Genomic DNA, 12,364 nt, shown 5'->3' with positions numbered 1-12,364 from the left:
ACGTCATTTGAATGCGGACTAAAAAAATCCGCTCCGGCCAAAGGACCAGAAGCGGATCATTGTATTACCCTTTTGTGGCTCCAGCCGCTATCCCCTTAACGAAATATTTTTGCAAAAGAATAAATGCGAGCAAGACAGGGATGATGGACAAGGCCGTGCCGGCGAACACCATATCCCACTGCGAGGCAAGCTCTCCGACAAACTTGAAAATTTCCACGATCATCGTTTTCGGTCTGTCCGAAGGGAGGATCAAGCTCGGCATCAGGAAGTCGTTCCAGATTCCGAGACCCTGTAGCACGACCAGGCTTGCCGTACAAGGACCGAGCAGCGGAAATACGATCTGCCAGAACGTTCGCACTTTGGAGCATCCGTCTATGGCCGCGGCTTCCTCAATCTCGACAGGGATCCCTTTAATGAAGCTGGTGAACAATAACACGCCCATGCCTACGGAACCGGAAATATAAATCAGAATCGGTGCCGTTAACGTTCCATAGAGACCTATTGCCTTCATTTCCTTAAACAGCGGAATCATGTACACCTGGAACGGAATCATCATGCCGGCAAGATAGTACACATAGACCGCATTCGTCCACTTCTTTCCCGTCCGTTCAATCGCGTACGCCGCCATCGGAATCATCAGAATCATGCACACAATGGACGTTATCGTCAGTAATGCGCTGTTGGCCATCGCCGCCGGGAAATCCGTTTTCGTCCAAAGGAATACGAAGCTGTCCACATAGAAGCTGCTCGGAAATGCGACGGCATCTCTTAAAATTTCCCCGTTCGTCTTAAATGCGGATATGATGCTGAAATAAATCGGGAAGCAAAATAAGACGGCAACGACAAGGGTTACTGTGAAGACGAACATATCGACCCATCTATTGGACTTCTCCATGTTACATTTGCACCTCTCTTCTCCGAAGCAATTTCACTTGAATGAGAGATACGAGCAGGATGAGCAGGAACAGGACGAGAGAAAGCGCCGTACCGTAGCCTTGTCTCAGCTCTCCGAAGCCCACTTTATAAACGATGTAGGTCATGGTTTCCGTTGCGAAGCCCGGACCGCCATCGGTCATTACCGCAATTTGGTCAAAGATTTTGAGCGCGCCGATCATGGACAGCATGACGCTTACCGTCATCGCTCCGGCAAGCAGCGGAAACGTTACATGGCGAAACTGCTGCCAGCGGTTAGCCCCGTCGATTGCGGCCGCTTCATGCAATTCCGGCGGAATGCCTTGAAGCCCGGCCAAGTAAATGATCATGTAGTATCCTGCGCCCTTCCAGACGGTTGTAACAATAATCGCAATCATCGCGTAATCGGGGTTTCCGAGCCAATCGAGCTTCAGACTCGAAAAACCGGCCTTGTCGAGCAGCTGCGAAATCACGCCAAAGTTAAAATTAAAAATGATGGCCCACACAAAACCCATCACGATCCCGCTAAGAAGTACGGGGAAATAAAAGATGCTTCGAAACAAATTTTTACACCAACGTACCTGATCGACCATCATTGCCAGCACAATGGCCACCACATTTTCGAGTACAACGAGTGCGACCGACATGATCAAGGTGTTCTTTAACGCGTTATGCACCCTGTCGCTGTGCCACATCTCGATAAAGTTATCGAAACCGATGTAGTTTACTTCAGGACTGACTCCATCCCAGTTGGTAAAGCTTAAATTGACGCTGTTCAAAGTCGGATAAATCACAAACAGGGTGTATAAAAGAAAAGAAGGCAAAATGAATAGCACAGAGAAGGAAAACCATGGTTTTTTCTTCTTATCCGCCGCTTTTGCCCCGGAGTAACCGTTTATTGTCTCTATGTTTGCCATTCTCTCACTCCAATCACCACTCATAAGGAGGGGGACCTCTGCCTAAGCAGAGGCCGCTCCATCATGTGCCGACTTATTTCTTGGCGGCGGCTGCGTTCGCTTTCACATTCGCATCCCATTCGGCGTCCATCTTCTTCAGATATTCGTCGCTGAAATCGCCTTTCACAAGCCAATCCTGAATGAGCTTGTAGTACCAGTTGCGCCATTGCGGCGGCATTGCATTGTCTCCCCAGAAGCTGTTGATTTGCAGAGACTTGATCGTCTTTGGATCGCTCATCACATCCAGCACGGTTTTCATTTGAGGAGACGCCTCATACGTGACCGGCTCTTTGGTTGTAGGAATTCCGTTAACGGCCTTCAGGAATTTCGCGTACTGATCCTTAGAGAAGAAAAATTTCGTAAATTCCAGGATAGCCGCTTTCTTGGCCTCATCTTGCCCCGCCTTCGCCGACAGCGCCCAGCCCTGCTGGTTGTTCAGGCCGTTGACAACGATTCTTCCCTTACGATCCGGAACCGGGTACCAGCCGAAATCGAATTTCGGATCTGCCTGTGAAATCTGCGCGAACATCCACGGTCCGGAGAACAGCTGCGCCGCTTTGCCGGTGACCAGCATCGATGCCGTCTGGTTATCCGCCGTGCTCAGATAGCCTTTGTCTACGTAGCCTTTAGCGAACAGCTCGTTCAGGCTTTCCATCGCTTTCTTAGGTCCGGCATCCGTGAAGCTCACCTGCCCTTTCGTCCGCTTGGAATTCCAGTTCGGATCGTCGGCGAATACTTCATCCATCAGAAACTTGTTGACCCAGAAGCCCCAGTGGAAAATATCTTTGCCGCCAAACGTGATCGGCGTAATCCCTTTCGCCTTCAGCTTCTCCTGAATCGCGAGGAATTCATCGTACGTTTTCGGTTCGGCCGTAACTCCTGCGTCCGCATACGCTTTTTTGCTGTATATAATTCCCTGCGGTGCGGTACCGACAATAGGAGCCGTATAGTTTTTACCGTTTACCTTCGGTGCGTCCGCGAACAGACTTAACAGCTCGGCCGGGAGCTCAGACAGCTTGCCGGCATCGGCGAACAGCTGCGTATCGCGCATCTCGACAAGATCCGGGAATTCTCCGACCGCATCCTTCGTCTTGAGCCAATCCAGATACGCTTGGGACCCGCCTTCGCTGAGGTCGGTTATTTTAATCTGGGGATTTGCCTTCGTAAATGCCGCTATGGCATCAACCATAGCCTGCTTCGTCGCCGGGTCGCCCGTAGCGTAACCGATTGTGAAGGTTACCGGCTTCTTCGCCGTATCCGTACCGGCGCCCCCCGCCTGACTGGTACTTGTATTCGAGCTGCCGCTGTTGCCGCCGCCGCACGCAGTAAGGACAAGCGACGCCGCCATAACGCCCGTCAGCATTTTAAACACCTGTTGTCTAATCATCGAATAACCTCCCTGTTAGTCTTACCTGTCTTCTTTTCATGTACTTAGACTAACATACCCCTGTAACCGGTTAAATGCTGTTTTTTAAGCTCCGTGTGAAGTCTTTTAAGATGTTCATTGATCGATTGCCACGCATCAATTTGAAACAAATTGTATCATTTTGTGAATACCGCTACAGAATGAAACACTCACCATCGTTATAATCGAATCTGTAGCCTGATCAGCCCGCAGCCAAGTGTTTATCCAGATTGAATGAACCGTGAATCCATGTTACAGCCAGCCGGACTATTTCACAGGCGGGATCCAGGCTGAAACTAAGAAAGTCATGAGGAGAGATTGCGTAAAATGAACCATTTGCTGTCCAATGCATGTCGTCGAGTTACAAGCATTGTGCTCGCTGGCGGGCTTACCTTTTCCGGAGCAGCGCTGGCCTTTGGAGAAACTGCTCCGCTGCCGGGTGCCGCCGCATTCGCTTCCAATCCCTCGGTGTTACCTTCGGCGCTGGCTCTTGCCACGAATAGTCCTGCTATTCGCGTGCTGTTCAAGGGGCAAGAGCTCCAATTTAACGACGTCCAGCCTGTATTGAAGGACGGCTCTACGCTGGTCCCTTTCCGAAAGCTGTTTGAAACGCTCGGCTTCTCGGTAAGCTGGTTAGACACAGGCACCGTCCAACAGGCGGTTGGAACCAAGGACGGTCTGACGATCCAGCTCGCCATTAACAGCAGCACGGCTGCCGTGAACGAGAAGAAAGTGCCTTTGGAGGTCCCCGCCCAGATGATTGACGGTCATACCATGGTCCCGCTTCGCTTTGTGGCGGAGAACAGCGGGTATCAGGTAACGTATGACCGGGCAAACCAGGTAGCGACGATCCGGATTGAAGAAGGAGGGGCCGGCTCGGCTCCGGTACCGGCGCAGCCGCAAAATCAAGAGACCGTAGAACCCTATGTCGTTAAAGGCTATGTGCGCGATGCAGCGGGCAAGCCGGTATCGGGCGTTTCGATCTATGCCGACAATACCTTGCTGTACGACAGCAACATCCTGGGAGTGACGGATGATTCCGGCTATTACCGGCTGGAGCTGCCGTCCATCGCCACGACTTGGAGGATGAGCGGCGAATACGTACTGGAGGCCGACGGCAGGGCTTATGACTTCGATATCATCCCCGACGTAGACCGGCCGTTTGCAGGCAATACCGGAGCGATCCGAAATTTCACATGGAAAAATGATGTAGGGTACATGTTCTTCTACCCGGATCACTGGTCCTTTGAAGACGATCTGCCCGAATTCAAAATGACGGACTTGGAAGTGACGCTGGAGCCTGTAGGTCCCATGATTGACGGCAGCGCTGGCCAAAAGATCGTCAAACGGGTCGGAGAGATGGAGTATGAAGGTCTTGGCGTAGACAAAGTACCGCTTGGCCGGTATAAGGCAACGGTCAAATGGATTCCAAGCGGCAGCCAGCCAATCCCCATGCTCGTGAAAATCGAGGGCGAAGGCGAATTTGCCGAGTCGGTGGAATTTGATTTCAGTAAGCGCAGAGGAACTCTGAGCGACGACTATATGATGGAACTGGAAGTCAGCTACCCATCAAATTAATTACACGTGGAGGATAAATGACTATGAAGAAAATGCGAACGAACCTGATCCGCAGCTGCGTAACGGCAGCTGTCATCGGAAGTGTACTCACCGGGGGCCTTTTACCGGTCCGCCATGCAGCCGCCGCCGAAAGCACCTCAGCCCCATTACAAGTCAAGGAGTTCAAGTTCCTCGACAAAGAGTCCGACCGGATCTCATTAGATCAAGCAAAGGGACCTGACGGAACCCGGGACGGCCATCTCTCCCTTCTGATCGATGCCGGTAGCGGCACGGAAATCAAATCGATTTCGCTGAAAACCGCAGATAGTACCGGCAAGGATATCAATCACGGCTTATGGAAGAGCTGGAAGGCCGCCCCTGGCGACATCGGCCACCTGCTGGCCGTCGTTCAGGACGGCCGGATCTTGAACGATACGTTCCAGCCCACGCTCGGCACGTTCAAGGGCGTCGCCCAGCTGGAATTGTATGCTTCGGATAACAACAGCATGAAGCCGGGCGAATACTATTACGTCGAAATCGAGACGGCCCAAGGGACCCTAAAATCGGAGATTACCCCTTTCAACGACAGTGAGAAATCGTATGCACCTGTCGTGATCCGGGAGTTCGCCTGGGTCGATCTGGATCAGGATAAGAACGGTATCGCCGAATTCAAACCGGACGAACGTACGGACGGCCACTTCAGGCTGAAGCTGAACCTTGCGCCCAAGACGGAAATTTTGGCCATGATTCTGCGTCCGACCGACAAGGACGGCAAGGAAGCATACCAAGGCATTTGGCGAACAAACCGGGCGGGCGTAGGCTGGCTGCTCGGGATCATGAAGGGCGACACGGTGGTTAACCCCAAACTGAAGGATGATGTGAAGGAGCCGCTCGGCACGTTCTCCGGAAATGTAGTCTTCGACCTGTATGCGAACAATAACGGCTCGATCAAGAACGGACAGTATTATACCGTTGAGATCGAAACCACTTATGGCACCATCATTTCCAAGCCGATCGGATTCGGCATTGCCGAATCCATTTATAGAGACGACACTGCGCTGGACTTCCGCACGATTGCTTTGAAGCTCGATTCCAAGCTGGCGGCGGTCGATGAGGCGGAACAAACGCTGGAAGCCGCGCCTTTCACACTCGAAGGCAGAAGCATGGTGCCGATCCGTTTTATCGCGGAAGCGCTTGGCGCCAAAGTAGATTGGAACGGGGCCGAACGACGGGTAACGCTAGTTAAGGATGATGTGAAGGTCGAGCTCGTCATTGATCAAAAACATGCCTATGTGAACGGAGAACTGAACGTGCTGGATTCACCGGCGGTCATCCGGGACGACATTACCTTCGTGCCGGTGCGCTTTGTCAGCGAGAGCTTGAAGATGAAGGTCTTCTATGATAATGGTGAAATCATCATTACGGATGCGAAAGAGCAGTAAACGTAAATACCTGAAACACATGATGGACCACGACAAGGGTTCCGCCTATGAGCTGATCATAATAATCCCCCTTCGTCAAATTGAAGGGGGATTGCTTCTTCCTATGCGGCTCTTAAACGAACCCTGCCTTTTTGAGATTCTCATAGCTGATTTTGAGGCTGTCGAAAGCTTCCGTAGGACCGGCATCGCGCTCGACCAGATACCACTTCACTTCCGCTTCCTCGCATGCGCGGAAGATTTCCGGCCATTGGAGGTTGCCTTCCATAATCTCGGTCATGCTCTGCTGCTCATCGATAATCGTCATATCCTTCAAGTGAATGGCCTCAACTCTGCCCTTCAGCTTACGGATCCATGCGCTAGGGTCGGCTCCTCCGGCTTGAACCCAGTAAGTGTCCAGCGTAAACATGAACGTTTCCGGATTCGTTTGCTCGATAAGAATATCCAAGCCCAGCTTGCCGCCATGCTTTTGAAACTCAAAATGATGGTTATGATAGCTGAACTTCAGCCCGTTTCTGCCCAGCTCATCTGCAATCTCCGCAAACTTCTTGGCAAAGGCAGCGTATCCCTCGGCGTTTCGGTACGGAGTCGGCAGGCCTCCGATTCCGGCCAAGCCGCAGCCTAGGATATGGTGATCCTTAATCACCCCGTCCAGGTCCTCCGTAAACCGGGCATATGGCGTGTGCGTCAAGACGATGCTCAATCCGTGGGAACGCGCGATGGCGGCCAGTTCACCCGCCGGAATAGGGCCGAGTCCCGACGCCTGAACCGTGGTGTACCCGATTTCTTTGAGCTTCCGGAATGACTCGTCGATAGCCTCCGGTGTTTTCACATATTCGCGTATCGTATACAGCTGTGCACCTGCAATTTTGGTCAAGGTTTATCCTCCGTCCACTCGAGAATGAATGCCTTTGCATTGGCTTTCAGTACGGCTGCCGCTTGGTCGCTGATCGTCGATGAAGCCGGCGTGCGTGTCAAATGCTTCAGCCACATCTCCAGATAATGCGCGGCCTGGTCCGGTCTTCCCTGCTCCAGCTGGTGCTCCGCTTGCTCGAGTCCGTTCCGAAGCTGCGGAAGCAGGGCTCCCGTAATTTCCCCTTTCGAGGCGAGCTGCTCCAGCAGCGCCCGTACCGCCGGGATCCCGGCCTCCGCGTTTTGCGGATTCTGGTCGGCAAGGTAGCCTAAATGGTATGCGTACAGAGAACTGGTCATTACCGGACGCATGAATGTAACATCAGGCAAGCTGCCGTCCGGTTTGCGCGGTGCAGATAATTGGCTCACATCCAGACTTACAAAATCTTTATCCGTAATGGGAAGACCGCCGCCGATCGTCCAAGAATTATTCGTTACATTTTCCGGCGGATGGTTATCGTTGGCTATGGCTGTACCCTTATATGCAATGTTATTGTGCAAAATTTCACGGTACCCAGGGATGTTGTTGGGATCCGTCGGACTAACGCGCTCCAGCATATTAAAGTTAGCTGTACTGTTATTATAGGCCGTATTATTAATCCAGTCCGCCGATTTGCCCGGTTGATGGTTCGCATAAAAGCCGTTAGCCCCGTTATTGACAGCTAAGGAATACTTTACGGTATGGGAGGGCAGCGGGTCAGGGAGTCCTTCGGTTCTGTAACTATAGCCGCCGACTTTAAACCCGTTTTTGTCGCCGAGTCCGTTCTGATTGCCCCTGTGATTGAAGGACCAGGAATGATCATACGTCACTGACGCGCTCGAGCTGATACTGTCAAATCCGTCATCGCTGTTATTCCATGCACGGGAGTTAATAAACGAGACCGGACCTGCATGAGCGCCAAAGCCATCCGTATTTCCAGCCGACGCGTCCGTTGGCCCAATGTTGTTGTAAGCGTCGCAATTGAGAACCGTTCCTGTCCCTCTTGTCGTAAAATAAAAACCGTTCGCTTCATTATCATGAGCGGCTACATTCTCGAAATTGGCCTGGCCGATCACTCGAAAAACTTCGGATTGCTTCTGATTGCCTACTTTCACCCCGATGACGTCGAAGCCTTTGAAGGTGATTCCGGTTACTTTATCCGCCACGCGGAAAGCGGCCACCCGCAAGTTCGTCGGCACATGTTGGAAATCAAATACCGGCCGTTCTCCAGGATAAGCCTCATAAGTAATCCCGCTTTTCGTCATATCGTGTACGTAATTATAATTACTGTCGGTCTTGGCAATGTCAAAATCATCATAAACGCCACCGCGAATATATACCGTATCTCCCGAGGATGCTGCGGCTTGCGCTTTCATAATGCTCTTGAATGGCGCTGCTTCCGTTCCCGGATTGCTGTCGCTGCCCGTTGGTGAAATGTAATACGTATCGGCAGCAAAAGCCGAGGTTGACATCGCAAATAATACCCCGGCGCTAAGCCCGATCGCAGCAACACATACTTTTAACGTTTGACTGGCAGTAACATATACAGATTTCTTTGGTTTATTCATATTTTCGCCTCCTATTTTCCTAAGGGATATAAAAATCGGAAAGCTGCTTATCCGTGAGCGGATATCCCGGCTTGTCTTCAAATTCCATGACATATGCTTTCAATTGTTCGTCGGCACCAAGCGTCAGATCCGTTGTGAACGTTACCGTTTGCGTGCCTTCAATGGTATTATCGATTTGCTCATTTGCATAAGCGGTACCTTTCAGCTCACCACTCGCTTTATATACCTCAACGATTCCCCGACCGTAGCTGGTCAGGTCACCTTGCTTGGTCACGGACATCGATACGATATTACCGTCTGCATCCAAAGCAACATTGCTGACAGCTAACGGATAGTTCTGAGCAACGGGAGGTACATACGGCTGAGGGTACGCGCTATTCGGTGCAGGTCCTAAGCTGGTAATCGAAGCGGGCACCGTGTATGGTATTTCGTCTCTTGCACCTTTCAGCAGACGGGCTAATACTTGGGCTTGCGGTGTTTCAGGATTTGCAATAACGACAGCTTTGGCGCCATCCATGAACATTTTCGCAAAATGATCCACACCGGCATCGTTTGGATGCGTACCGTCTACACTCCCGCCCTGCACGGCCCTGAAATAGTAATCCGTACTCGCAGCCGTATAGCCCAAAGCTTCGCAAAGCCGAGAATACCAAGCGAGCGATGACGCATTCAGATCGACAAAGGCGATATCCGCTGCACCGGCTGCAACCTTTTCCTCAACATATTGTTTGCCTATTGCAGAAAAACCGTCTAAGGTTGAAGTCCATGTGTTGGTTGCCGCATCGTATTGATAAGCCCTGTGACGGTCAACTGGACCTACAACGATGAAATTGGCTCCCTTGCTGCGAACAAAATCATAATAATAGGAAATACCGTTATAGTAGCCTGTCGGACCATCCGTTTTGTGATTATGTCCGAACTCGAAAAATACGAAATCGCCGGGCTTGATCCGGTCTTTAAACTGATCGAAATGCGGCACGCTGCTGTAGTTGTTCAAGCCGCTTTCCGCATGATTGGATACGGCAATATCCGGACCCACATACTTCGAAAGCGCTTGCCCGACACCCGAATAGTTTTGAAGCCTAAAATACGGGAGCGGTGCCAATTGATCATTCACTGTCGAGTCGCCAAGCACCCAAACTGTTGTACCATGGTCCAGCTGCTGAATTTGGGCGGACGAAATGGCAGCGTTTTCACCACTGACCGCAATATTTAACATCGTATCCACGTATGTCCCCGTTACTTTCGAGTACACATCTTGAACATTCACGTGGAATTCATAAGTCAAACTCGTACCGGCAGGAATAACCTTCTCCGTTAAGTGAAAATGTCTCTTCTCGGAAAACAAATTGACGACAGCATCCTGGCTCGGGTCGGCACCGGTTAACGTCACCTTTACTTTGTAATACGTATTTGGCGTTACATGCAAGGCGAAACGAATGGGCATACCCGGTTCCGTTACCGCTACCGCATCATCGTCAACCGTTTTCGGATTAGGCTTGGAAACCTCTTGAAGCTTAATTTCTTGTCCTTCTTGCATGACAAATCCGTCGCTTCGCTGATCCTCTTGATAGCCATTCAGACCCAATCCGAGAAAGCCGTAGCCTCTTTCCCGGGTGTATGCCAAATCGGCAGGTACGCTTGTATACCCGTTGGCCCCGCGCTTTTCCGGGCCAAAGTCGAATTTCCACTTATTGTTGTTTACGCTGCCTTTGTCGCCAATCATTTCGACCGTACCTCCTGCGGACATTGCTGATGCTGATGCGGAAAGCACCAAACAGGCTGCTAAACCGATCATGGCCATGGCAGCACCAACTTTACACACTCGACTCGCAGGATTCAACATCGATGTTATGGACTTCCTCATCATGATTCCCTCCCATTCATCTCGATTGAACAGCCAGCTTGCATCTGCGCCGGCCGGCGTTTATTCGACCATCATTACAACCCTGAAACCGATGCCGGCCGTTTTCGCGTCAGTACCAGCGGCATTGCGGTACGATGAACGAACCATCGTAAAGTCGTCTCCCCATGCTCCTCCGCGGAGCACACGCGATTCACCCGAATTTGGACCTTGCGGGTCGGAAGCGTCCCCTTGCGGGTATGGGCTTGCATACCAGTCGTTACACCACTCCTGAACATTACCGTACATATCGTAAAGGCCCCAAGCGTTAGGCTTTTTCTGGCCTGCCGGATGAGTCGCTTCACCCGAATTTTCCCCAAACCAGGCATAGCCGCCTAACATGGATTCGCTATCGCCAAAGTCCCATTTCGTAGTTGTCCCTGCACGTGCGGCGTATTCCCATTGCGCTTCCGTTGGTAGAGTAAATCGCCGTCCGGTCTTTTCTTGAAGCTTGGTTACGAACAATTGGGCTTCATCCCAGCTTACACTGTCTACCGGGAGTTGTTCACCTTTGAAATGACTTGGATTGTTGCCCATCAGCGCTCCCCATTGCTCCTGGGTCACTTCATATTTTCCTAAATAAAACGGTTTCGTAATCGAGACTTTGTGCTCCAGAGCTTCGTCCCCCTCTCCTACATGCAGAGAAGAGCCCATTGTGAATGAACCTGGATGAATCTGAACAAACTCCATGGTTACGCCATGGCCAAGATCAATGCTGTCCGTCTTGGATAGATTAACTGCAGTTCGACCAAACGTTTGATTGTAATTATAGAGTAGACCGACAGATGCAATACCTAAGACTACCGCTATGATGGTTAGATTTGAGTTCATTTTCATACGTCATTGCCATTCCTTTCGCTTCGATGGTCGCTAGCTGTCATCCAACCGCCACTCCCCCCCCCTCTGGTACAATTCGCAAACGCCTCTTTGGGCCGCTTGACGTAATAAGAATAGTTTGGAAACGCATTCAAGGCAATGAGACTTTCTTGCCAGGGTTTTAACACGAGCAGCACTTTGTTAACTGAATGGCACTTTCTAGCATTGGTTCATTTCGTTAGGATTGTAGCAGTCGATTCCTCTTGTAAGATATTTTTTCCAAAATAGTATGCAGGAACTATTACAATTAGTTATAATAAATGGTAATTTTATACATGTAATTGAAACACTGGCCAGTTTTCAATTGACATCCATTTCATTCCTCTGGAGGTTATTCCTGTGAAGAAAAAGCTCGCGACCATTCTTTCCACTATCGTTCTTAGCATGGCCTTCTCAACATCTGCCTTTGCCGGAGCAACGACCAATCTCGCACAGGAAAAAGATGGCTACACAACACCAACGTCCTTTACCTTTAAAGAAGGTGAAGCTAACTCCTTCTATGGTATCGGCGACTGGTACCATGGCACTTTCTCGCAATATGAAGACCATGACTACTTTTACTGGAAGAACGATACGGGGAACGGGAGAGTGTTCTATGTTTACTTTGATGTGAACTATAACGGAGTAAACAATAACTACCTCGATTACGGCATCCGTTCGATCTCCACAACTGGATTTGGAGCCAGCGCAAGCAAGCTTTACGACCAAACAGGGCGTGAGTGCTGGCAAGTATACCTGCCTGCCGGCAGCGAACTGAAAGTTGACGTTGCACCAACATACTACAGTATGGTGGATCCGAACGCACACTATGAAATTGACCTGTTCAATAACCCTAAGTATTAATAAATTGTGATTA

At 50.7% G+C, this 12,364-nt stretch carries 10 protein-coding genes; 3 read left to right on the top strand and 7 right to left on the bottom strand.

What is annotated here, in order from left to right:
* Nucleotides 1-64 precede the first annotated feature (64 nt).
* The 3 genes from ACFFK0_RS05510 to ACFFK0_RS05500 form a co-directional block, all read right to left on the bottom strand.
* Complete coding sequence (locus ACFFK0_RS05510; RefSeq protein WP_377468941.1) at nucleotides 65-895, bottom strand: carbohydrate ABC transporter permease; 831 nt, start codon at nucleotides 893-895, stop codon at nucleotides 65-67.
* Nucleotide 896: 1 nt separating this feature from the next.
* Entirely contained in the window at nucleotides 897-1,829 is a 933-nt protein-coding gene (locus tag ACFFK0_RS05505; protein WP_377468940.1) for a carbohydrate ABC transporter permease, read from the bottom strand.
* Between the two features lie 73 nt (nucleotides 1,830-1,902).
* Nucleotides 1,903-3,255, bottom strand: coding sequence for an ABC transporter substrate-binding protein (locus tag ACFFK0_RS05500; protein ID WP_377468938.1), 1,353 nt, complete (start codon nucleotides 3,253-3,255; stop codon nucleotides 1,903-1,905).
* A 345-nt stretch (nucleotides 3,256-3,600) separates the two neighbouring features.
* Here ACFFK0_RS05500 and ACFFK0_RS05495 point away from each other — a divergent pair, with 345 nt between their 5' ends.
* Together ACFFK0_RS05495 and ACFFK0_RS05490 are read left to right on the top strand one after the other, a co-directional pair.
* Nucleotides 3,601-4,851, top strand: coding sequence for a stalk domain-containing protein (locus ACFFK0_RS05495; protein WP_377468937.1), 1,251 nt, complete (start codon nucleotides 3,601-3,603; stop codon nucleotides 4,849-4,851).
* Nucleotides 4,852-4,874: 23 nt separating this feature from the next.
* The gene (locus ACFFK0_RS05490; protein WP_377468936.1) at nucleotides 4,875-6,272 is read left to right on the top strand and encodes a copper amine oxidase N-terminal domain-containing protein; all 1,398 of its coding nucleotides are present in this window, start codon (nucleotides 4,875-4,877) and stop codon (nucleotides 6,270-6,272) included.
* 112 nt (nucleotides 6,273-6,384) lie between these two features.
* Here ACFFK0_RS05490 and ACFFK0_RS05485 read toward each other — a convergent pair whose 3' ends face one another.
* The 4 genes from ACFFK0_RS05485 to ACFFK0_RS05470 form a co-directional block, all read right to left on the bottom strand.
* Nucleotides 6,385-7,146 carry a sugar phosphate isomerase/epimerase family protein gene (locus ACFFK0_RS05485; RefSeq protein ID WP_377468935.1) on the bottom strand — a complete coding sequence of 254 codons (762 nt, stop codon included), beginning with the start codon at nucleotides 7,144-7,146 and terminating at the stop codon, nucleotides 6,385-6,387.
* Nucleotides 7,143-8,729 carry a right-handed parallel beta-helix repeat-containing protein gene (locus ACFFK0_RS05480; RefSeq protein WP_377468934.1) on the bottom strand — a complete coding sequence of 529 codons (1,587 nt, stop codon included), beginning with the start codon at nucleotides 8,727-8,729 and terminating at the stop codon, nucleotides 7,143-7,145. Before ACFFK0_RS05480 ends, ACFFK0_RS05485 begins: the two co-directional genes overlap by 4 nt.
* 19 nt (nucleotides 8,730-8,748) lie before the next feature.
* Nucleotides 8,749-10,455 (bottom strand): SGNH/GDSL hydrolase family protein, encoded by a 1,707-nt coding sequence (locus ACFFK0_RS05475; protein WP_377468933.1) that lies wholly within the window; start codon nucleotides 10,453-10,455, stop codon nucleotides 8,749-8,751.
* Between the two features lie 201 nt (nucleotides 10,456-10,656).
* Complete coding sequence (locus tag ACFFK0_RS05470) at nucleotides 10,657-11,469, bottom strand: formylglycine-generating enzyme family protein (RefSeq protein ID WP_377468932.1); 813 nt, start codon at nucleotides 11,467-11,469, stop codon at nucleotides 10,657-10,659.
* A 378-nt stretch (nucleotides 11,470-11,847) separates the two neighbouring features.
* On the opposite strand from ACFFK0_RS05470, the gene ACFFK0_RS05465 reads away from it, so the two are divergent.
* Nucleotides 11,848-12,351 (top strand): hypothetical protein, encoded by a 504-nt coding sequence (locus ACFFK0_RS05465; RefSeq protein ID WP_377468931.1) that lies wholly within the window; start codon nucleotides 11,848-11,850, stop codon nucleotides 12,349-12,351.
* Nucleotides 12,352-12,364 lie beyond the last annotated feature (13 nt).

It is taken from the genome of Paenibacillus chartarius, from assembly GCF_042432825.1.
GTDB classification, from domain to species: Bacteria; Bacillota; Bacilli; order Paenibacillales; family NBRC-103111; genus Gordoniibacillus; species Gordoniibacillus chartarius.
Note: the sequence above shows the minus strand (reverse complement) of the source record. Positions and strands in the feature narration are given on the sequence as shown.